General features: G+C 66.0%; 19 protein-coding genes and 1 pseudogene. 15 read left to right on the top strand and 5 right to left on the bottom strand.

Annotated features, from left to right (window positions below):
* Positions 1-101 precede the first annotated feature (101 nt).
* Entirely contained in the window at positions 102-1,193 is a 1,092-nt protein-coding gene (lptG, locus tag AB1411_15380; protein ID MEW6544977.1) for an LPS export ABC transporter permease LptG, read from the bottom strand.
* Positions 1,190-2,275, bottom strand: coding sequence for an LptF/LptG family permease (locus tag AB1411_15375; GenBank protein MEW6544976.1), 1,086 nt, complete (start codon positions 2,273-2,275; stop codon positions 1,190-1,192). The genes lptG and AB1411_15375 overlap by 4 nt, the downstream gene beginning before the upstream one ends.
* A gap of 342 nt (positions 2,276-2,617) precedes the next feature.
* Between AB1411_15375 and AB1411_15370 the strand changes: the two genes are divergently transcribed.
* From AB1411_15370 to AB1411_15360, 3 genes are all read left to right on the top strand, one after another.
* The gene (locus AB1411_15370) at positions 2,618-2,824 is read left to right on the top strand and encodes a cold shock domain-containing protein (GenBank protein ID MEW6544975.1); all 207 of its coding nucleotides are present in this window, start codon (positions 2,618-2,620) and stop codon (positions 2,822-2,824) included.
* Positions 2,825-2,964: 140 nt separating this feature from the next.
* Positions 2,965-4,854 carry a tetratricopeptide repeat protein gene (locus tag AB1411_15365; GenBank protein MEW6544974.1) on the top strand — a complete coding sequence of 630 codons (1,890 nt, stop codon included), beginning with the start codon at positions 2,965-2,967 and terminating at the stop codon, positions 4,852-4,854.
* A 25-nt stretch (positions 4,855-4,879) separates the two neighbouring features.
* Positions 4,880-5,695 (top strand): AAA family ATPase, encoded by an 816-nt coding sequence (locus AB1411_15360; protein MEW6544973.1) that lies wholly within the window; start codon positions 4,880-4,882, stop codon positions 5,693-5,695.
* A gap of 111 nt (positions 5,696-5,806) precedes the next feature.
* Here the strand turns inward: AB1411_15360 and AB1411_15355 are convergent, their stop codons facing one another.
* Positions 5,807-6,766: a D-glycerate dehydrogenase gene (locus AB1411_15355; protein MEW6544972.1), complete on the bottom strand. Its 960-nt coding sequence runs from the start codon at positions 6,764-6,766 to the stop codon at positions 5,807-5,809.
* A 199-nt stretch (positions 6,767-6,965) separates the two neighbouring features.
* Between AB1411_15355 and AB1411_15350 the strand changes: the two genes are divergently transcribed.
* The 8 genes from AB1411_15350 (at position 6,966) to AB1411_15315 (ending at position 19,369) form a co-directional block, all read left to right on the top strand.
* On the top strand, positions 6,966-9,950 hold the full coding sequence (locus tag AB1411_15350) for a 6-bladed beta-propeller (protein MEW6544971.1): 2,985 nt from the start codon (positions 6,966-6,968) through the stop codon (positions 9,948-9,950).
* A 141-nt stretch (positions 9,951-10,091) separates the two neighbouring features.
* On the top strand, positions 10,092-11,561 hold the full coding sequence (gene guaB / locus AB1411_15345) for an IMP dehydrogenase (GenBank protein MEW6544970.1): 1,470 nt from the start codon (positions 10,092-10,094) through the stop codon (positions 11,559-11,561).
* A gap of 97 nt (positions 11,562-11,658) precedes the next feature.
* Positions 11,659-13,215 (top strand): glutamine-hydrolyzing GMP synthase, encoded by a 1,557-nt coding sequence (guaA, locus tag AB1411_15340; protein MEW6544969.1) that lies wholly within the window; start codon positions 11,659-11,661, stop codon positions 13,213-13,215.
* Between the two features lie 103 nt (positions 13,216-13,318).
* Positions 13,319-14,131 (top strand): pseudouridine synthase, encoded by an 813-nt coding sequence (locus tag AB1411_15335; GenBank protein ID MEW6544968.1) that lies wholly within the window; start codon positions 13,319-13,321, stop codon positions 14,129-14,131.
* On the top strand, positions 14,128-15,891 hold the full coding sequence (gene aspS, locus AB1411_15330; protein ID MEW6544967.1) for an aspartate--tRNA ligase: 1,764 nt from the start codon (positions 14,128-14,130) through the stop codon (positions 15,889-15,891). Before AB1411_15335 ends, aspS begins: the two co-directional genes overlap by 4 nt.
* A 128-nt stretch (positions 15,892-16,019) precedes the next feature.
* Positions 16,020-18,491: a diguanylate cyclase gene (locus AB1411_15325; protein MEW6544966.1), complete on the top strand. Its 2,472-nt coding sequence runs from the start codon at positions 16,020-16,022 to the stop codon at positions 18,489-18,491.
* Between the two features lie 30 nt (positions 18,492-18,521).
* Positions 18,522-18,977, top strand: coding sequence for a hypothetical protein (locus AB1411_15320; GenBank protein ID MEW6544965.1), 456 nt, complete (start codon positions 18,522-18,524; stop codon positions 18,975-18,977).
* Entirely contained in the window at positions 18,974-19,369 is a 396-nt protein-coding gene (locus AB1411_15315; protein MEW6544964.1) for a hypothetical protein, read from the top strand. Before AB1411_15320 ends, AB1411_15315 begins: the two co-directional genes overlap by 4 nt.
* Here the strand turns inward: AB1411_15315 and AB1411_15310 are convergent.
* Positions 19,366-20,400 carry a S1C family serine protease gene (locus AB1411_15310; GenBank protein ID MEW6544963.1) on the bottom strand — a complete coding sequence of 345 codons (1,035 nt, stop codon included), beginning with the start codon at positions 20,398-20,400 and terminating at the stop codon, positions 19,366-19,368. The two genes, AB1411_15315 and AB1411_15310, sit on opposite strands and share 4 nt — an antisense overlap.
* A gap of 140 nt (positions 20,401-20,540) precedes the next feature.
* Between AB1411_15310 and AB1411_15305 the strand changes: the two genes are divergently transcribed.
* From AB1411_15305 to AB1411_15290, 4 genes are all read left to right on the top strand, one after another.
* A complete protein-coding gene (locus AB1411_15305; GenBank protein ID MEW6544962.1) occupies positions 20,541-20,918 on the top strand; it encodes a hypothetical protein in 378 nt (125 codons plus the stop codon).
* Positions 20,919-20,961: 43 nt separating this feature from the next.
* Positions 20,962-21,339, top strand: a complete 378-nt coding sequence (locus AB1411_15300) for a hypothetical protein (GenBank protein ID MEW6544961.1) — start codon at positions 20,962-20,964, stop codon at positions 21,337-21,339.
* 193 nt (positions 21,340-21,532) lie between these two features.
* Entirely contained in the window at positions 21,533-21,769 is a 237-nt protein-coding gene (locus AB1411_15295; protein MEW6544960.1) for a DUF4258 domain-containing protein, read from the top strand.
* Positions 21,769-22,014 (top strand): YgiT-type zinc finger protein, encoded by a 246-nt coding sequence (locus AB1411_15290; GenBank protein MEW6544959.1) that lies wholly within the window; start codon positions 21,769-21,771, stop codon positions 22,012-22,014. Before AB1411_15295 ends, AB1411_15290 begins: the two co-directional genes overlap by 1 nt.
* 87 nt (positions 22,015-22,101) lie before the next feature.
* Here AB1411_15290 and AB1411_15285 read toward each other — a convergent pair.
* Positions 22,102-22,282: pseudogene (locus tag AB1411_15285) on the bottom strand (integrase core domain-containing protein).

Here is a 22,282-nt window from a genome sequence, read left to right as displayed (position 1 = left end):
GAGTTCCGTTGCGGCGGGTGATACAGGCTTTCACCGATGACCCTCTTTTTAACCTGGAACCCGGCATGCAGTCAACTCGGACCGCCTCTCGCCGCGGACGGTCACTGCCGGACCTTGAGGAACATCGAGAAGCCGAACGAGAGGAACAGGAGGTTGGCGATCCAGCCGGCCAGCAGGGGCACCAGGACCCCGCTCCGGCCCAGCGCGATCGCGATCGAATGGGTCGTCCAGTACAGGAACCCGATCACCAGGGCCTGCCCGATGCCGACGGCCATGCCGCCCCCGCGCACGCCGGTCCGCCTCAGGCTCAAGGCGATGCCGACCACGGCCATGACGACGCAGACGAAGGGGAACGCGACGCGCCCGTAATAGTCGGTGAGGGAGCGGGCGAAGCCGTACCCGTCCCGCTGCAGCCGATCGATGTACCCCCGCAGGGCTTGGAGCGTCATTTCTTCCGATTCGAGCGAAGCCCAGGCGTTGAAATCCTCGGGCGTCTGGGACATGTTCACCGGCAGCCGATCGAACAGGTCCACCGCCAGCCGCCCGTCGGGGAGCAGGCGTCGGTGGGCGCCCGATTCCAGGACCCAGCCCTGCTCGGTGTGCCGGATCCGCTTGGCCTCCGTGATCTCGGTCAACTGGAAGTCCGGCCCCAGCCGGTAGAGCCTGATGCCCCGCAGGGTCCGGCCGTCCGGCTCCACCATCTCGACCTTCAGCAGGGTCTGGTCGCCGAGCTGGAGCCAGGGACGATCGGCCTTGAAGGAGGCCAGCGAGGGCTTTTTCTCGATCAGCGCGGCCTTCACGTACTCGGCCTGGGTCGTCGCCAGCGGCATGACCTCCGCGCTGACGCCCAGCAGGACCAGCGACACGGCCAGGGCGACGCACAGGAAGGGGGCGGCGATCCGGTACAGGCTAATCCCGCAGCTCCGCATGGCGGTGACTTCGTGGTTCCGCGACAGCATGCCGAGGGTCAGCAACGTGGCCATCAACACGGCGAGCGGGGCGATCTGGAACAGGATGTGGGGAATCCGCAGCACGAAATAGCCGAGGATGGCCGACAGATCGGCGTCGTACTTGACGAACTTGCGCACCTTCTCGAAGAAATCCACGACCAGGTACACGGTCATGAGCCCGGCCAGGCACATCGTGAAGACCTTGAGGTACTCGCGCGCCATGTAGCGGAACAGGATCGTCATCGGCGGCTCACCCGGTAGAAGAGCGCGATCCCCATGACGAGGAAGAGGCCGTTGGGCAGCCAGGCGCCGGCGAAGGGCGGAAGGAGCAGCGTGGTGACGAAAAACTCGCACAGGACGTTCAGCACGTAATAGACGATGACGACCATGACGCCGACGGCGAATCCCCCGACCCGCCCCGAGCGTTTGGAGACGATGCCGACGGGCACCCCCAGCATGCAGAAGATCAGCGAGGCCGCGGGAAACGCCAGGTCCTTGTAGTGCTCCATCAGGCGGCGCAGCGCTCCGGTGTCCCGCCAGTTCGTCTCTTCCAGCTTGGCCCGAATCGCCTCCAGCGTGGGCCGCTCGTCCACCGAGGCGTAGAGGCTCTGGTCCAGGCTGACCTTGAGGTCGTAGGTGGAGAAGGAGACCTGATGGTACTGGTCCAGCTCGTGCGGCTGGCTGTGAATCGCGCCGTCGAACAGGCGGATTCCCACCTGGCTGCTCCCCACGTCGCTGAGCATCGCGTAGTCGCGCGCCACGATGATCCGGGCCTCGGCGGGGTTGCGTTCGTCGGCGATGAAGATGCCCCGGGAGGGCTCGTCGCCCTGCCGATCCGACACGTACACGATCATCCGGGGGACTGGCTCGTTGAAGACCCCCCTGTCCAGGGCCAGCGTGAGCTGGTCTCGCAGGAGGCTCAACGCGAGCTTCTTCAGCGAGATGCTCGTCCAGGGCTGGCCCCACTGCGAAAGGACCAGCGTGAGCCCGAAGACCAGGCAGGAGAAGAGCATGACCGGCCTGGACAGCCGGAGCAGGCTCAGGCCGGCGGCCCGCATCGCGACCAATTCCTTGTCGTAGGACAGGCGGCTGAAGGCCGTGATCGAAGCGATGATGCCGGCGATCGGCAGGGTCAGGACCAGAAAAGAGGGCATGAGGTGCATGAAGACCTTGAGAACGGCGAAGAATCCCACCCCCTTGGAGACCAGCAGCTCGACCAGCCGAAGCAATTCCTTAGTGAGCATCACGAAGCAGAGGGCCGCAAGGCTGATCCCGAACGGCGGGAGGAGCTCGGTAAAGATGTAACGATCCAGGATGTGGCGCAAGCGGGCCTCGGTCGAATCGGCTGATGGGCCATCTTAATGAATTCTCCTTGAAGTGTAAACAGTTATGCGGCTAGGTGTCGGGCCGCTCGTCCGCTGGCTTTCCGCGCGGCATTGCGGTCGGGAGGCGAAAGATATCCTTGACAAAGGTAGGGGCCTATGCTAAATGCTGCCGCGTTTTGCGTAGGATTGCGATGCACTCATTGACCCGTTTGATGACCGCAGGGGGGTCTCCTTCTGCGGTATTTTTTTCGGGTCCGGCTTGGTGATCCGGTCGTCTTAACCATGGTCGGGCCGCTCGGGCTGTCACCAAGGCCCGGGTAGCTGTCAGGAAAGGAGGAGCGCGTGAGGAGCAAGGGCACAGTGAAATGGTTCAACGACAGGAAAGGGTTTGGCTTCATCCGGCTCGAGAGCGGGGAGGACGTGTTCGTGCACTATTCCGCTCTTCAGGGGGACGGGTTCAAGACGCTGAAGGAAGGCGAGAGCGTGGAATTCGATATCGTGCAGGGGGCCAAGGGGCCGCAGGCCGCGAACGTACTGAAGCTCGCGTAACCGGCTCGTCCCGCCTCTGCGGGAATGCCGACGGGGCGCCGTCCGACGACGGCGCCCCGTTTTTTTTGGTGGGTCGGCGTTTTCTTGACAGGGCTCCGATGACCTGTTAGCTTTTGGCTCATCTTGCCCGGGAGCGCGTCGTGGGCGTCGATCGAAACCTCGTCATCGAAACGGCCCAGCAGTTCGCCGCGCGCGGTCAGTACGACAAGGCCATCGCCGAGTGGAAAAAGCTGGTGGTCGGCTCGTCCGAGGACGGCGCGATCTACAACACCATCGGCGACCTGCATTTGAAGCGGAACGCTCCCGCCGACGCGATCGAAGCCTATCTCCAGGGCGCTGCCGCGTTCCGGACGGCCCAGGCGGCCCTCAAGGCCATCGCCCTTTACAAGAAAGCTCTCAAGGTGGACCCCAACCGGGGCGACGTCTACCAGCGTCTCGGCGACCTCAATGCCGAGCGGGGGGTGATCGCGAACGCGGTTTCCGATTATCTCATGCTGGCCCGTTGGCACCAGAAAGCCGGCCGGTCTGGAGAGGCCCAGGAAGTCTACCGCAAGATCGCGCAGCTCGATCCGTCGAACCAGGAAGCCCGGCAGCATCTCGGAGGCGTCGCTCCGCAGGAGCCCCCCCCGAGTCCGGAGCCGGCTGCGACGAGCGAGCCGGGCGGCACCGCCCAGCCGGAGCCGAGAGGAGCGACGCTCCAGATGGCGGGAATGGGCGGACCTTTTTCCCCAAGCCGGGGCGCCACCGGCCACAAGGCCAGGGAGCTGGATCGACAGGAGGCGATTCAAGAAGCGATCAGGCACGCAACCGAGGGCCGGTACGACGAGGCGGAATCGGTCCTCGCGGATCTGCTGAACCGGGAGCCGGGGGACCCGGAAGTGTGCCGGTTGCTGGCCTCCATGCACCTGAAGCAGGGGGCCCTGGCCAGCGCGAGGGCCGAATCCCAGTTCCTCGCAGAGGCGGCGCTCCGGGCACAGGACTGTCTGCTGGCCGAATCCATTCTGCAAGAGTACCTCGAGGCGGATCCGAACTGCGTCATCGTCCGACAGCTGTTCGGCCGGGTCTACGAGCAAAAAGGGGATCCGCAGACGGCGGCCCGCCAGTACGAATGGGCCCTGGAGGTGGTGCTGGAGCATCCGGACCCCGAGCTTCCCAGCCTGCCGGCCGAGCTCTACGAAAAGATTGTCGAGCTGGCACCGGACAGTCCCTCGGTCGCCAAGCACGCCGCTCTTTTCGGAGCCCCGGTCCGGAGAGAAGAACCGGAGGCGGGGCAAGCGGCGGGGCCGCCCCCTGCGTCCCTCAAGTTCGCTCGGTCCGAGGCAAGCCCGGCCCGGGATCAAGAACCGGAGCGGGTCGGCGAGGACACCGTCGCCTCAACCCCACCGGCCCGCCCCGTCTCGCGGCCGGCATCGGCGTTGCGGTTGGCTCAGCCCGCTGAGACGCCGGAAGAGCAGGCTGAGCCGGAGGCGGTCGCTCGGGGTGGACTCGCGGGCCTGGAGATCGAAAGCGGAGCCGCGCCGGAACCGCCGGGATGGGGGCGGTCGGGCGAAGTGGAGCCGGCCGTTCGGTATCGGCTCGGGCTGGCATACAAGAACATGGGGATGCTGAGCGAAGCGGTCGAGGAGTTCCGCCTGGCCTGCGTCGAGGAGCAGTCGGGCGAGGCGTGCCGGATGCTCGCCGCTTGCCTGTCCGAGCAGGGGCAGCAGGAAGAGGCGATCGCCTGCCTGGAGCAGGCGTTGGCCGGGCCACGCTGCCAGGGCGAGGCGGCCGCGTCCATTCGTTACGAGCTGGGCCTCCTGTACGAGGCTCACGGATGGCGGGCCCAGGCCCGCGACATGTTTGCCGCGATTTCTTCGTTCCGGGATGCCGGCGAGCGACTTCAGCGGCTCGGGGGATCCGACGGTCCGGATCAGGAGGCGGACCACCAGGCCGGCACGCCCGTCGCGTCCGTGGTGGGCGAGGCCAAGGGCGACTCCCCGAAGACACGCCAAGAGAAGGCGCGAAAGAAGCGCCGCATCTCGTACATCTGATCCCCCCGCGTGAGCCGTCCACACCATGAGCCTGCTTGAGTTTTTCGGTCTGCGCGAGAGTCCCTTTGCGATCACGATCGACAGCCGGTTTTTCTACGGCTCGCAGCAGCACGCCGAAGCGCTGATCCGCCTGAAGTATGCGGCGGAGAACATGCGCGGGCTCGCCGTCGTGGTGGGGGACATCGGCACGGGGAAGACGACGCTGGCGACCCGATTGCTGGACGAGCTGGACGGAGCGGTCTACGAAGCGGCCTTGCTGATCGTGATCCACAAGGCGGTGACGTCGGAATGGCTGCTGCGGAAGATCGCGCTGCAACTGGGCATCCCCATCCCGGGTGAGACCAAGACCGAGCTGCTGACGCAGTTGGCGCAGCGGCTGCAGGAGATCTTTGAGAAGGGCAAGAAGGCGATCGTGTTGATCGACGAGGCTCAGATGCTGCGGAACCAGGAGGTCATGGAGGATTTTCGCGGCTTGTTGAACATCGAAGTTGACGGACGCAAGGTCGTGACCTTCGTGCTCTTCGGCCTGCCGGAGCTGGACGAGGTCTTGGCCCTGGACCGGCCGCTGCAGCAGCGGGTTGCGGTGCGCTACCAGTTGACCGATCTCGACGCGACCGGCACCGAGGCCTACATCACCTATCGCTTGGGCATTGCCGGCTGCCGCCGGCCCCTGTTCCAGCCGGAGACCTTCCCGGCGATCTGCCGGGCGACCAAGGGGACCCCGCGTCTGATCAACATCCTCTGCGACAATGCCCTCCTCGAAGCCTACCTGCGGAAGCAGGAACGGATCGGCGTCGATTTGATCACTGAGATCGCCAAGGATCTGAAACTGACCGCGTAGAGTGATGGGTGTACGCGACACGGGGACGCGGCGACACGGCGATCCGCGGCACCCCTCACCGCGTCTCCGCGTCGGTCTCTTTGCGCGTCACGCATCACCTGTCACGGTTTCTTAGACGACGCGGTTCGGCGCCGGACGCCCCTCCAGCACGGCCAGCACGTTGTCCACGCACATCAGGCCCATGCGGACCCTCGCCGTCAGGGTCGCCGAGCCCAGATGGGGGAGGGTCACGACCTGCGGCAGCCCGAACAGGCCGGGATGGAGCCGCGGCTCTTCTTCGTACACGTCCAACCCGGCCCCAGCGAGCCGGCCGGCCCGTAGCGCCTCGACGAGAGCCGCCTCGTCTACGACCGGCCCGCGCGAGGTGTTGACGAGGTAGGCGGTCGGTTTCATGAGGCGCAGCTCGGCGGCGCCGATGAGATGACGGGTCGCCTCCGCCAGCGGGACGTGCAGGCTGACGAAATCCGAGCGGGTCAGCGCCTCTTGAAGCGAGACTCTCTGCCAGAAGCGTTGAGGCGGCAGGGTTGACCGGTCGGTTCTGGTGCAATAGAGCACGGGCATGTCAAAGCCGGATGCGCGTTTCGCCACCGCCTGTCCGATGCGTCCCAGGCCGACAATCCCGAGCGTCTTGCCCTGGACCTCCGCACCCAGCAGTTGAGTCGGCTCCCAGCCGGCCCATTGCCCGCCCTGCACGAGCTGGTGGCCCTCGGGGATCCGGCGGGCCAGGGCCAGGAGGAGCGCCCAGGTCAGATCCGCCGTCGCTTCGGTGAGCACGTCTGGCGTGTTGGTGACGACGATCCCGCGATCCTTGGCGGCGGCCACGTCGATGTTGTTGTAGCCGACCGCGTAGTTCGCGATGACCTTGAGAATCGGCGCCCCCCGGAGCGCTTCGGCGTCGATCCGCTCCGTCAACGTGCAGATGACGGCCTGGGCCGCTTGCAGGCCTGGGATGAGCGTGGCGCGGTCGGGTGGCAGGACGTCCGGCTCCAGGACGAGGGAGAACCGCTCCCGGATCACCTCCATGACGGGGGACGGGAGCAGGCGGGACAGGTAGAGGCTGGGCCTGGACATGGGGGGCGATCTTAGCGGATTCGGGGAGATCGGCTCAACAGCCGTGCCGGGTCAATCCTGGGCAAGCCCAGCTTGGAAGCGCGGGTCGTCGGAGGATTGACTTGCTCGTCCGGCGTTTGCTAGAGTGAGTCGCTCTAAGTGATTGAAACACGCCGGATATTTCTTTTCACCCCAGGATGAATAGGGAAGGCGCCATACCATGAGGAACAGGATGCGGGACTGGTGGCTCGACGGACGCGGACTGGAAGAGCTGTTTGAGGGGCGGAGACTCAGGGCGCAAGGCAATCCGGATGAGTGGGGCGCGGGGGACTTGGCCGAGGAGGAGCAGCTTCCCCCGCCGCCGGCCAACGTCGTCGCCAAGCCGGGCAACGGCCGGGTCACGATCACCTGGGACCCGGTGCCGGACGCCATGTACTACAACCTTTATTACCTCACCACCAAGGGCGTCCAGATCAAGTTTTCCGAGCTGACCCGCCCGATCGCCAGCGCCGCGGACTTCAATCCCGTCATCGGAGTCAAGAAGGAGAAGGGCAATCTCCTCGAAGGAGTGACCTCCCCCTATGTCCACGACGACCTGGCGAACGGCACCTGCTACCACTACGTCGTCACGGTCGTCACCCCGCAGGGCGAGAGCCCGGAGTCGCAGGAGGTCATGGCGATTCCATCGCCCTATCTGGTGGCGATGGTGATCGGCAAGCCCGGAGTGGACGACGGGGGGTTCAGCTCGCCCACGGGCATCGCCCTTGACAAGGACGGGAGCCTCTTCGTCGCCGACACGGACAACCACTCGGTCCAGAAGTTCGACAAAGAGGGGAAGTTTCTGGCCCGGTGGGGCGGCGAGGCCGGCGACCAGGAGGGCCAGTTCTATTATCCGCGCGGCCTGGCCACGAGCCCGGAAGGGGACGTCTACGTCGCCGACAGCGGCAACAACCGGGTCCAGAAGTTCGACGGCGAAGGCAACTGCATGCAGGCCTGGGGAAAGTTCGGCTTCGCCTGGCGCGGGGCCGGCATGGGGAAGTTCGACGTGCCCTGGGGCGTCGCGACCGACAAGGACGGCGGCCTCTACGTGGCGGACACGAGCAACGCCCGCATCCAGAAGTTCCAGGCCGACGGCACCCCGCTCATGAAGTGGGGCCGCGACGGCAGCTTTGACGGCGCCTTCTTCTTCCCGCGCGGCATCGCCGTGGATTTCGTCGGGAACATCTACGTCGCGGACGAGGGCAATCACCGCATCCAGAAGTTCGACTCGCGCGGCAGCTTCCTGACCAAGTGGGGAAAGGAGGGGAGCGGCCCGGGGCAGTTCAAGTCCCCCTGGGGCGTGGCCTGCGACGCGCTCGGCAACGTGTACGTGGCGGACCAGGGCAACCATCGGATCCAAAAGTTCGACGGGAACGGGACCTTCGTCTGCTCCTGGGGGAACCGGGGCGTCACCGAGGGGCAGCTGAACTTTCCGGCCGGCGTCGCCGTGGACAAGGAGGGCAACGTCTACGTCGTGGACAGCGGCAACAACCGCGTCCTCAAGTACGCGCCGACCGAGGAGGAGATCCAACGCCACGCCAAGTCCGCCAAGCCCCAGGAGTCGGCCGATCTCGCGGCGCCGCGCAGCTTCGTCGGCAAGCCCGGCGACACGGAGGCGATCCTGAGCTGGCTGGACGTGCCGGGCGCCGTCTCCTACAACCTCTACTTCCACACCGCTCCCGACGTGACCAAGGAGACGGGGACGAAGATCGAGGGCGTCACGACCCCCTTTACCCACACCGGCCTGACCAACGACGTGCCCTACTATTACGCGCTCTGCGCCGTCTATGGGGAGGGGCAGGAAAGCCCCCTGTCCGAGGAGGTGACGGTCACGCCGGTCCTGATCGACATGACCGCGCCCCAGAACCCGAGCATCGTGATCAACCACGGGGCGTTCATGACGAATTCGCCCGACGTGGTCCTCACCCTCTCGGCCAACGACGTGGACACGGGCGTCGCCGCCTACTACGTGTCCGAGAGCCCGATGGCGCCCTCGGCCACCATGCCCGGCTGGGTGGAGATTGAGCCGGCGCAGAAGTTCGGAGCTACCGTCCCGTTCACGCTCTCGCCGGGGGACGGGACCAAGACCGCCTACGTCTGGTTCAAGGACGCGGGGAACAACGTCTCGGTCCCCGCCAGCACGTCCATCCTGGTCAACACCTCCGGCTACCTCTGCGTCTCCAAGTGGGGGCGGCCGGGCCGCGGCGCGTCGCTGTTGCACGGAGGCGAGTTCATGGCGCCGCTGTACGGGCTCGCCATCGACCAGCAGGGCAGCCTCTTCGTCGTGGACAACGGCAACAACCGTATCCAGAAATTCGACGGCAACGGGAACTTCATCATCCTTTGGGGCAACTTCGGCTCGGCCAACGGGAATTTCCACAATCCGACCGGCATCGCCACCGACGCGCGCGGAGACGTCTGGGCCGTGGACACGAACAACCACCGGGTCCAGAAGTTCGACGGGAAGCTCGGTCACTACATGATGAAGTTCGGATCCCGGGGCAACGGCGAGGGGCAGTTCAGCTCCCCCTGGGGCATCGCGGTGGATCGGGTGCGCGGCTTCATCTACGTGGTGGACAGCGCGAACTTCCGGGTGCAGAAGTTCGACATGACCGGCGAGTTCGTCATGCAGTGGGGCAGCTTCGGGACCAACGACGGCCAGTTCTACTTCGCGCGCGGCATCGCGGTGGATCAGGCCGACGGCGCGGTCTACGTCGTGGACATGGGCAACCACCGGATCCAGAAGTTCGACACCAGCACCAACGTGCTGCCCCAGTTGATCGGGAAGATCGGCGCGAGCCTGGGGCCCGGCCACGCGAGCAGCCCGCAGGCCCAGGAGGCGGGCTATTTCCGCTCCCCCTGGGGCATCGCGGTGGACGGCCACGGGGACGTCTACGTGACGGACACCGGCAACCAGCGCGTCCAGAAGTTCGACCGCGAGGGGAACTTCATCACCCAGTGGGGCGGGTTCGGCAACGCGGACGGGCAGTTCAACTTCCCCTACGGGATTGCGGTGGATGCGCGGGGCGGCGTGTTCGTCGTGGACAGCGGGAACACCCGCGTCCAGCAGTTCATGCCGGCCGAGGAGGGCAGCGAGCGTCTGCAGGAAGAGACGGAAGCCGCCGCGGCCCTCACCGACAAGACCTCCGAGGGCCGGACCCAGTAGGAAGCGCCCGGCGCGGGTCCGTTCCACCCGGCGGCCACGTCCGACGGTTTCTTGATCCTCCTGGTCGAGTGTGGTAGCGTGCGCCATCCTGCCACGGTCTGTGCGGGCCATGTCTGAATTCCGAACCGCAACGGGAGTCCCATGTTAGAGAAAGACGTGCGAGTCGGCCTGACCTACGACGACGTCGTCCTCGTCCCGGGCAAGTCGAAGATCGTTCCCAGCGCGGTGGACACGAAAACGTTCGTATCCCGCACCATCACGATCAACATCCCGATCGTCAGCGCCGCGATGGACACGGTGACCGAGGCCAGGCTGGCGATCGCGCTGGCGCGCGAGGGCGGGATCGGCATCATCCATCGGGTGCTCTCGCCGGAAGACCAGTCGACGGAAGTGGACAAGGTGAAGAAGTCCGAGAGCGGGATGATCATCGATCCGATCACGATCGCGCCGGACCAGACGATCCGCGACGCCCACGAGATCATGTCCCGGTACCGCATCTCCGGCATTCCGGTCACCAGGAACGGAAAGCTCGTCGGCATCCTCACGAACCGCGACCTGCGGTTCGAGTCCCGAATGGACCTCAAGGTCTCGCAGGTCATGACGAAGGAGAAGCTGGTCACGGCGCCGGAGGGCACGAGCCTGGAGAAGGCGCGCGAGATCCTCCACGAGTACCGGATCGAGAAGCTCCCCGTGGTGAACAGGAAGGGCGAGTTGAAGGGGTTGATCACGATCAAAGACATCGAGAAGCGCATCAAGTATCCCCACGCCTGCAAGGACGCGCACGGGCGTCTGCGGGTCGGGGCCGCGGTCGGAGTCGGCGCGGACGCCGACCAGCGGGCGGCGCTGCTCGTGAGAGCCGGCGTGGACCTGGTCGTCGTGGACACGGCGCACGGCCATTCGGAGAGCGTGCTGGAGACGGTCAAGGTCCTGAAGCAGAAGTACCCCTCGCTGGACGTCGTGGCCGGGAACATCGCGACCGCGGAGGCGGCCAAGGATCTGCTCAAGGCCGGGGCGGACGCGGTCAAGGTCGGGGTCGGGCCCGGCTCCATCTGCACCACGCGGATCGTGTCCGGCGCTGGCATGCCGCAGTTGACGGCGGTCGCGGATTGCGCGGCGGCGCTGAAAGGCTCCGGCGTGCCGATCATCGCGGACGGCGGCGTCAAGTATTCCGGCGACGTCACCAAGGCGCTGGCGGCCGGGGCGTCGGCGGTCATGATCGGCGGCATCCTGGCCGGCACCGAGGAGTCGCCCGGCGAAACCGTGCTCTTCCAGGGGCGGACCTACAAGGTCTACCGGGGGATGGGCTCGATCGGGGCGATGGAGCGGGGAGGGAAGGATCGGTACTTCCAGGCCGGCCGTCCCGCCGCCAAGTTGGTGCCAGAAGGGATCGAGGGCCGCGTGCCTTACAAGGGCACCCTGTCCGGCGTCGTCTACCAGCTCGTGGGCGGGGTCAAATCCGGCATGGGCTACTGCGGCTGCCGCACGATCCCGGAGCTGCAGGAAAAGGCCCGGTTCATCCGGCAGACGTTGGCCGGTCTGCGCGAAGGACACGTCCACGACGTCATCATCACCAAAGAGGCGCCGAACTACCGCACGGACTGGGGCGAATAAGACGTTAGACGTGAAACGTGAATCGTGAGACGTAAGAACTGCAACCTTTCCAACGATTTCCTCGTTTAACGTTTCACGTTTAACGATTCACGCTTCGATGGAACTCTGGCACGATAGAATCCTGATCCTCGACTTCGGCTCCCAGTACACCCAGCTCATCGCCCGCCGCATCCGCGAAGCGCAGGTCTACTCCCAGATCCTCCCCTGCACGACGCCGCTCGCCACGGTCCTGGCCTACCGGCCCAAGGGCATCGTGCTCTCGGGCGGGCCCGCCAGCGTGTACGACCGGAAGGCGCCGCTGGTGCCCAAGCAGCTGTTCGACGCGGGCCTGCCGATCCTGGGCATCTGCTACGGCATGCAACTCGTGACGCACCTGCTGGACGGGGAGGTGGCCAGGGCGCCGCACCGGGAGTACGGGCGCGCCGAGCTGCTGATCGACGACGCGTCGGATCTCTTCAAGGGCGTGGCGGGCGGACCGTCCACTCCGGTCTGGATGTCCCACGGCGACCGGATCGAGCGGATGCCCAAGGGGTTCCGGTCCATCGCCCACACGGCCAACTCGCCGGTGGCGGCCATGAAGTCGGTCGGGGGCCACCATCGGATCTACTGCCTCCAGTTCCATCCCGAGGTGGCGCACACCAAGAACGGCGTCAAGATCCTCCGGAACTTCGTGTACGACATCTGCGGCTGCAAGCCCACCTGGACGATGAGCTCCTACGTGGAGACGGCGGTCGGCCAGATCCGCGATGAGGTCAAGGATCGGAAGGCCATCTGCGCGCTGAGCGGCGGGGTGGACTCCTCTGTCGCGGCCGTCCTGGCCCACCGGGCCCTCGGCAAGCAATTGACCTGCGTCTTCGTGGACAACGGACTCCTCCGGCAGGGCGAGGCGGAGCAGGTCAGGAAAACCTTCGCGACGACCATGAAGCTGAACCTCCGGTTTCTGGACTGCGCGGGGCAGTTCCTCACGGCCTTGAAGTCCGTGACCGACCCGGAGCGGAAGCGCAAGACCATCGGCCGCCTCTTCATCAGGAACTTCGAGGCCGAAGCCAAGCGGCTGGGGACGGTGGACTATCTGGTCCAGGGGACCCTCTATCCGGACGTGATCGAGAGCGTGAGCTTCAAGGGCCCGTCGGCCACGATCAAGACCCACCACAACGTCGGGGGGCTCCCGACGCGGATGAAGCTGCGCCTGATCGAGCCGCTCCGCGAGCTGTTCAAGGACGAGGTGCGGGTGCTCGGGAAGGAGTTGGGCCTGCCCGACAACCTGATCTGGCGGCAGCCGTTTCCCGGCCCGGGGCTGGCCATCCGCGTGCTCGGCCCGGTGACGCAGGAGCGGCTGAGAATCCTGCGCCAGGCCGAGGCGATCGTGGACCAGGAGATCCGCCGCGCCGGCCTCTACCGGGAGCTGTGGCAGGCCTTCGCGGTCCTGCTGCCCGTGCGCACGGTCGGCGTCATGGGGGACCAGCGGACCTACGACAACGTGATCGCGGTCCGGGCCGTGACGAGCCTGGACGGGATGACGGCCGATTGGGCCAGGCTTCCCGTCGAGCTGCTCGGCGCGATCTCCAACCGGATCATCAACGAGGTGCGGGGCGTGAACCGGGTCGTCTACGACCTGAGCTCCAAGCCGCCGTCGACCATTGAATGGGAATAGCGTGACGAGTGAAGGGTGATGAGTGATGGGTAGCAGAACGAACCGAGAGACCTCAGAATTTGGGACGCATCACCCATCACCCATCACCCATCACGATCATCTCGTGCGACTGCAGAAGGCCATCGCGGACTCGGGGCTCGCCTCGCGCCGCAAGGCGGAAGAGATGATCCTGCAGGGGCGGGTGACGGTGAACGGCCGGACGGTCCGCGAGCTGGGCACCAAGATCGATCCGGCGCACGACCACATCAAGGTGGACGGGCGGCACCTCAAGCCGGTTCCGCCGGAGGCCTTTCTGATGCTCAACAAGCCCAAGGGGGTCGTCTCCTCCCTCGGCGATCCGGCCGGCCGGCCGACGGTCGCCGACCTGCTCCACGGGGTGAAGCTGAGGGTCTTCCCCGTCGGCCGCCTGGACTACGACAGCGAGGGGCTGATGCTCCTGACCAACAACGGCGAGCTGGCCCAGGCGCTGCTCCATCCCCGTTACCACGTGCCCAAGACCTACCTGATCAAGGTGAAGGGCGTGCTGGCCGACGAGAAGATCGCGCAGTTGGAGCGGGGGGTGGACCTGGAGGACGGGCGGACCGGGCCGGCCGTCGTGAAGAAGGTGCGGAAGGCGGAGCAGAATTCCTGGCTCGAGGTCACGATCCACGAGGGGCGCAAACACCAGGTGAAGCGGATGCTGGAATCCGTCGGCCACCCGGTGCTCAAGCTCACGCGGGTCAAGTTCGGCCCCCTGGCCCTGGGCGACCTGCCGGTCGGGGAGTTTCGCTACCTGACGGACAGGGAGGCGAACGCCTTGCGGGCGCTCGTGCGAGCGCGAGTGGCACGAGGCGCGTGGTGCGAGGCACGAGGCGGAGATCTTGCCTCTAGTCCCGTCCCCCGCACCCCTCGCCCGCGCCGGGAGGCGTCCGCGTGAGGCTCCGCACCCACCATTGCGGCGGGCTCGGCAAGGCCCACGTCGGGAGCACGGTCACCCTGACCGGCTGGGTCCAGCGCCGGCGCGACCACGGCAACGTGATCTTCATTGACCTGCGGGACCGGTACGGGCTCACCCAGATCGTGTTCAACCCAGAAATCAGCGCGGCGGCGCACCAGGCGGCCCATTCCCTCCGCAGCGAGTTCGTCGCTGCCGTGACCGGCACCGTGACGCTGCGCCCGGAGGGCTCCGCCAACCCCAACCTGGCGACCGGCGAGATCGAGGTGCTGGTCAAGGAAGTGGAGATTCTGAACGAGGCCAAGACGCCGCCCTTCCTGATCGAGGACGAGGCCGACGTCACGGAGGCGCTGCGGCTCAAGTACCGCTTCCTGGACCTGCGCCGCCCGCGGATGCAGCGGCTGCTCAAGCTCCGGCACGACGTGGCCCAGACCGTCCGCTCGTTCCTGAACCGGAACGGGTTCCTGGAGATCGAGACGCCCGTGCTGACCAAGAGCACGCCGGAGGGGGCGCGGGACTATCTCGTGCCGAGCCGCGTGAACCCCGGCGCCTTCTACGCGCTGCCCCAGTCGCCGCAGCTCTTCAAGCAGATTCTCATGGTCAGCGGCGTGGACCGCTACTATCAGATCGCCCGCTGCTTCCGCGACGAGGATCTCCGCAACGACCGCCAGCCGGAGTTCACGCAAATTGACCTCGAAATGTCGTTCGTGGACCGGGAGCAGGTCGTGGGGCTGATGGAGCAGATGGTCAGCCTGGTCTTCCGCGAGACGGCGGGCATCGAGCTGCCGGCTCCATTCGAGCGGATGGCCTATGAGGAGGCCGTGGGCCGGTACGGGTCCGACAAGCCCGACCTCCGGTTCGGGATGCCGCTCCACGACGTGCAGGGGTTCGCCGCCAAGACCGAGTTCAAGGTCTTCCGGGACACGGTCGCGAAGGGCGGCATCGTCAAGGCCCTGGTCGTGAAGGGCGGCGCGGCCACCCCCCGGAGCCGGATCGATGCGCTGGGGGAGACCGCCAAGGGGTTCGGCGCCAAGGGGCTGGCCTGGGTCAAGATCGCGGGCGAGGGTCAGCTCGAGTCCGTCATCGCCAAGTTCCTGGACGCAAAGGCTCTCCTGGCGGCGGTGCCGGAGGCCGAGGCCGGGGACCTGCTCCTCTTCGTCGCGGACAGGCCCAAGATCGTGCACGACGTGCTGGGGCGCCTGCGGCTGTTCCTGGCCGAGGAGCTGAACCTGATCGACCGGACGGCCTGGCGGCCGCTCTGGGTGCTGGATTTCCCGCTGCTGGAACAGGACGAGGAGCTCAAGCGCTACGTGGCGATCCACCACCCCTTCACCGCGCCCTTGAACGAGGACCTGCCGCTGCTGGACTCGGACCCGCTCAAAGTCCGCGCCCAGGCATATGACCTGGTGCTGAACGGGAACGAGCTGGGCGGGGGCAGCATCCGGGTTCACCGTCGCGACGTGCAGAGCAAGGTCTTCGACCTGCTCGGGATCGGCAAGGAGGAGGCGGCGGCCAAGTTCGGGTTCCTGCTGGAGGCGCTGGAGTACGGGGCTCCGCCGCACGGAGGCATCGCCTTCGGCCTGGACCGGCTCATCATGCTGCTCGGCGGGGCCGACTCCATCCGGGACGTGATCGCCTTCCCCAAGACCCAGAAGGCCCAGTGCCCCCTGACCGAGGCGCCGTCAACGGTCAGTCCGGATCAGTTGAAAGAGCTGCAGATCAAGCTGGACCTGGTCGAGTGACGGGCGCCGGCCGGCAGCGTGCCTGAATTTCCTTTCGTCCCCGGCCCAGTCGGGCTATCCTGGACGCGCGGTTCCCAAGACCAGCCCGCACGACGCTCGCGGCCAGCGCGTCGCTCGACGGGACCTCTATGCGGTACGACGACCTCGTCACATCCATCCAACAACTGGGGAAGGATCCCGCGCGGCTCATCTATGAGGATGAGCTGACGGGCCTTCCGAACCGGCGTTTTCTCCTCGCCTGCTTCGAGCATAGGATCAGGTGGGAGGAACTCGACGCCACCCCCGTGTCGTTGCTGATGCTGGACGTGGATTTCTTCAAGAAGATCAACGACACCCACGGCCATGACGCGGGCGATCGGGCTTTGGTCCACGTGGCGCAACAGCTCAAGGCCGTGGCGGGGGAGCAGTGGACCCCGATCCGGTACGCCGGCGACGAGTTCATGATCCTGCTGCCGAACGGACGGAACGATGAGGCGGTGGCCCTCGGAGAGCGGTTGCTGGCGCGGATGCAGGCCGAACCGTTGCGCCTCGACGGGGGCGCCGAATTGCGGCTGACCGTGAGCATCGGGGCGGCGACCGCGCCGACCGATGCCCGGACCGGCCGGACGTTGATCCACCAGGCGGACACGGCCCTCTACCAGGCGAAACGGTCCGGACGCAACCGCGTCGCGCGTGCGACGGACGCTCAACAGGCCGCGCCGTCTCCCAAGGCGGTCCTGCAGCAGCTCGGCGGCGGCGCCCTCTGCGACCGCGAGGCGGCGCTGGCGGCGGTGCAGAGCGTCATCCAGCGGTTCGATCAGGGGCAGAGCCAGTTCGTTCTGGTCGAGGGCGGCGTGGGGATGGGAAAGACCGCCTTTCTGCAGGCGGTCCGCCGCCAGCTCCAAGGCTTGGACACCTATCTGGTCCGGGCCGCCGGGCCCCTGCAAGACAACTATCGGCCGTACGCGCTCGCGACGACGATCCTGGTCGCGCTGTTGGGGCAGCGGGACGACAAGGGCCAAGCGGCGTTCGGCAGCCTGACGAAGGAGGAAATTGCCTATCTGGGGGCGCTGCTGCCGCCGTTGCAGGGGCAGCCGGAGCTGCGGTTGGCGCCGGACGAGGCGTCCCGCCGCGAAGGCATTTTCCGCGCCGCGCTTCGATTCCTCTTTTTGTTGCTGGACTACCGGCCGCTGGTCCTGCTCATTGACGACCTGCACAACGCGGACGAGGCGTCGCTGGCGTTACTCCGGCGTCTGCTGACGCAGGAGGAAGTGCCGGTGCTGCTCTGCGGCGCGGCAGCCGTGCCGATGAAGTCTCCGGCGGAGGGGACGAAGGCGCCGTTGGAGACGTTCGTGGAGGCTCACGGCGCCGAACTCAAGCTCGCCAAGGTGCCGCTGGCGCGGCTGACGGCCGACGGGATCGTGGCGTATCTTCGGACGCTGTTCCCTCAGCTTGCCGCGCCGCCGGATGCGGCCGGAACCTTGGCGCGCGTCACGCAGGGGAGCCCGCTCTTCCTCGCGCAACTGCTCCGCAAGCTGGTCATGGACCATACGATCAAGCCCGTGGACCGACGGTGGGTGATCGAATCGCTGGACGAGGACAAGCTGCCGAAATCGCTCGACGAGATCGTGCGGCAGCAGATCGGCACGCTGGGCAACGACCAGCGTGCGCTGCTCGAGCATACGTCCGTCTTCGGCGAACACGTGTCCCTGAGCGTGCTGACGGGCGGCGCGGAGGCCGAGGAAGCGAAGGTCTTGGAGCTGGTGGAGCAGGCGGAGACCTTGGGATTGCTCAGCGCCGAGTACCAGGTGAACGACGAAACTGTCCGGTTCGTCGGCAAGCAGGTGCTGGACGTCGCCTACAACGACATCGGCGAGGCCCGCCGGCGCGCCTTGCACGATCGGGTCGGCGAATATCAGGAGGCCTTGTTCCAACAGGGGTTCCTGCCCTCGGCCGCGCCGCTGGCCTACCATTTCACGCGATCGGCCAACAGCGACAAGGCGGCGGCCTACCAGCGCGTCGTAGCCGCCGAGAGCGCGCCGCTGTTCAACGCGAAGGAGGCGAGCGCCTATCATACCGAAGCCGTGACGAGCACGGACACCCCGCTGGACCCCGTCAGCCTCGCCTATGTGCCCGATGTCGTCCGGAGCTTCCAGACGGCGGTGCGGAACCTCAAGCTGTACCCGCCGAGCAGCCAGCAAGTCGTCAACCCTTGCCGGGACTTCGTCAAGACCGTGCAGCAGGTGCTGAAGAAGAATGCGCGGTTGAACATCGTGGAAACCAAGCGGTCGCTGCTAGTGAACGGGCAGCGCGTGAACGACGTCGGCGAATACCGATTCGTGGCCGGCCCCTTCCGCGCGTTTCTGGACAGCGTGTTCCTGCGGGGCTTCGCGTTCATGCAGGGGGTGACCGACGAGGAGCTGACGCGGATGCTCGGGGGAGTCGCCAGGACGAAACCGGAGCAGATCGACGAGTCCTATTGGAGCCGCTTTACCGCCGAGCAGGGCATGCCCGGCATCCATCTCAAGCAAACGGGGTGGCACGCGCAGCGCCTGGCCGAGCAGGCCGGCTCGGCGCCCGCCGAGACCCAGACGCCGGGAAAGAGGGAGCTGCAGGCGTGAAGGGGTTGCACGAGCGGCGCTGCCCGTCGGATGATGGGGCTTGAGGGCCGTCAGCGGCTGCGCCAGATGGAAGCGGCAGGGGTGAAGACGGGCATCAGAACGGCGCTCGTCGGGCTGGTCTTGCTGGGAGCGGGATGCACCGTCTTCGTTCCCAAGGAGACGCTCTATCTGGAATCGGCGCAGGACGAGGCGACCAAGGAGGACGTCGAGAAGCGGCTCGGGAGTCCGGCCATGATCGGAACGGGGCCGGACGGGGAGCGGGTCTGGGTCTATCAGGTGCGGTATCAGCAGCCGGGCAACTACCTGGCGTCGCCCGGGATGTGGTGCGACGAGTACGTGCTCACGTTCGACGACAAGGCGATCCTGCGGCGTTGGACGCAAAGTCCCATTTTCACGGCAGCGAGTTCCAGCCGGACTATTGTGTGCCGGGCGGGGCGGACGGGAAGCCGTGAGAACGGGAGACGTCACACGGGAGGTGTCCCATGAAAGCCTCGGCCCGGTTTGCATCGGCGGGAGTCCTGATCGGGGCGCTGATCGGCTGTGCGCTGTTCGTTCCCAAGCAGAGCCTGTACCTGCGCGGCGCGCAGGATCGGGCCACCCAGAGCGACGTGAAGCAGGAGCTGGGGGAGCCCACGTTGGTGGCCGCCACCCGGGCGGGTGAAGCGGTGTGGGTCTATCAGATCAGGGAGGAGGAGCCGGGAAGCCGGTGGACCTCCGCCGGCATGCGCTGCGACGAATACGTGCTGACCTTCGACAAGCAGGCCGTCCTGCGCGGGTGGACCTACCGGACCCATTTGCACGGCGGCGAGTTGATGCCCGCGTATTGCGTGCCCGGCGGAGCGGATGAGACTCTGAAGACGGCCAGCCTGGGCCGTTAGCCGCCGCCCAACGTGACCGTCAGGTGCAGTTCCTTGTCTCCGCGGAGCACGCGCAGGTCCACTTTCTGCCCCGGCACCGTGCGCTCCATCAGGTGGTTCTTCAATTGCGCGGCGTCGGTGATCTCCGTCTCGTCAATGGCGAGCAGCAGGTCCCCCTTCTGCACCCCGCCCATGGACGCAGGCTCGAAGGCCTGCCCGACGGCGACCCGCCAGCGGGTTCCCACCTTGACGGCCCTCATCTGGATGCCGAGCCGGGAGAAGGCCGGCTGCTTGCCTTCCAGGAGCGTCTCCACGATCTTCTTGGCGAGGAGGCCGGGGACTGCAAAGGCCAGCCGGCTGCAGCCGTGCCCGCCCTGAGCCTCGTCGGTCTTGATGATGGCGTGCATGATCCCGACCAGCTCACCGTTTGCGTTGAACAACCCGCCGCCGGAATTCCCGCTGCAGACGGGCACGTCCGATTGCAACAGACGGGTGTCCACCGTCTGCAGAAACGTGTTGGGGTTGCCGATCCGGCCGAAGGAGACCGTGGGGCCCCAGCCCAGGGGATAGCCGACCGTGAACACCTCCTGGCCGGGCCTGGCTTCCCGGTCCGCGAACGGGATCAGGGTCAGGTCGAGCAGTGAATTGGGACTCTCCAACTTGTACAGGACGAGGTCCAGGTAGGCGTTTCCGCCGACGAGCCGGGCTGCCAACTCGTCCAGGCTCTGGGTCAGGACCATGATCGTCTCGGGGACGACGAGCTTGGACCCGTCCTGCCGCTCCACCGCATGGCGGGCCGTCAGAATGTATCCCTCGCGCAGGTGTACGCCCGTTCCGCGGAGCGGGAGGCCGGCCTGATAGCCGGACTGGCGGCCTTCCTGGGTGACATCCAGAATGCCGACCGTGGCCCGCTGGGCCTGCTTGACCGATTCGGCCAACTGCTCACCGGAAGTCAGGGGCTGGGCCGGCGCCGGCCCCCAAATAACAATAATGAGGAACAGGATGGCGATGAACAGGCTGGCCGGAACGGTGAATCGTGCGAACATGAGCATGGGGTGCTCCTCGTTCTGTTTCGGCTAAAGGATGCCGTAGGCGGAAACGGTGCCGGCCAGTATAACCAAGGCGGCCCGGTTTTTCTCGAAGAAAATCTGGCGTACAATGGGGGCAGCTTGCCGAGGCTCAGAGGCATCACGTGAAACCGGCGCTCCTGGTGTTTTCGTTGGTTCTGCTTAGCTCGGCCGCCGGCTGCGCCCTGTTCGTGCCGAAGGAGTCCCGCTACTTGCGAGACGCGCAGGATCGGGCGACGCAGGAGGATGTCGAACGGCAACTCGGTCAGCCGCATCTCGTGGCGGCGACCGAGACGGGGGAGGCCGTCTGGGTCTATGAGGTGCGGCAGTTGGAGCCGGGCAGCCAAAGCAGTTGGTCCGCCTTCGGGTCCTGGTGCGACGAATACGTGCTGACCTTCGACCGGCAGGGCATCCTGCGCCGCTGGACCCACAAGTCCCAGAAGCACGGAGGGGAGACCCAACCGGAGTCCTGCGTGACCAACGGCTTTAAGCCCGCCTCGTAATCTGCGGCAAGCAAGTGACATTGCTCCATCGCTGGAGGTCAGGATGAAGCGAATCATGCGGACGGTGTTGGTCGGTCTGATTCTGCTGGCAACCGGGTGTTGGGTGTTTATCCCCAGGGAGACGCTCTATCTGGAATCGGCGCAGGACCGGGCCACCCGGGAGGAGGTCCGCCAGCGGCTGGGAGCCCCCAAGCTGGTTGCGGCCACCAAGGACGGGGAGCCGATCTGGGTCTACCAAATTTATTACGAGGACCCGAGCTCTCAGAATAAATGGGGGGCGCCGGGGACCTGGTGCGACGAGTACGTGCTGACCTTCGACAAGCAGGGCATCCTGCGCCGCTGGACCCACAAGTCCGAAGGGCACGGCGGCGAGCTCTCCCCCACCTACTGCGTGACCGACGGCTTCAAGCCTGGGTCGTGACTCGCGCCGGTCTTGTCCTTGCCGGTGAGTCCGGTCGAATAGTCGTTTCGTACTCGCTGCAATTCCGTTATACTTGTTATGTTTTCGTAACCGGCTTCAACGAACGGAAGGCCTCATCAAGGAGGGAAAGAACCAGTTGCCACGGCGAACTCTCGGCCGGATCAAAGGAGCAATCCGTGACGGGACTTATGACATGACCGTTCATGCGTCAGAGGAGATGGCGGAGGACGGCTTAGATATCACGGATGTCGAGGCTTCAATACTTGGTGGTAGGATTGTGAAATCGGAAAAAGGCGATCCGCGCGGAACGAAACACACAGTTCAGGGAGCTGGGACCGATGGCACGACGAACGTGGGCACTGTAGGACGCTTTACCGAGACAGGTCGGTATCTCGTCATCACAGTCTACAAGGTGACAGAGGTGCAGTGATGAAGACTAAGTTTGGGTACCGGTGCGAATACTGCGATGGAACTGTCAGGAGCAAGCGGGTCAACCGTGAAGCGTTCAAGCACAAGTCCGGTTTTGTGATTCTCGAACGGGTCACCATTGGCGTGTGCGATCAGTGTGGGAACCGTTACTATTCTTCGGACGTGCTGAAGCGCGTCCAAGCCATTGCAACAGGAAAAGTGAAACCGAAGCGCACTCAACGGGTACCGGTTGCCCAGGCAGTGTGATTGCAAGACCCGCCCCCTGTACTGCCCCACCTCATTTTGGACAGGTCGTTTCGTGTTTTTGACTCTCCAGTCCGCATAGAACGCGGCCGGTGACTGCATTCCGAGCGCACTGTGCGGCGCCTGCTGGTTGTAATGGTCGATCCACACGGGGATCTGCTGTCCCACCGTCTCGAATGTCTCCAAGCAGGCCTGGTACACGTAATCCCGCTTGAAGCTGCCGAAGAACGCCTCGGCCAGGCCGTTTGACTCCGGACTCCGTCGGGGTGTG

Source organism: Nitrospirota bacterium (genome assembly GCA_040757595.1).
Taxonomy (GTDB): domain Bacteria; phylum Nitrospirota; class Nitrospiria; order Nitrospirales; family Nitrospiraceae; genus JBFLWP01.
This window is presented reverse-complemented; position numbering and strand designations above follow the sequence as displayed.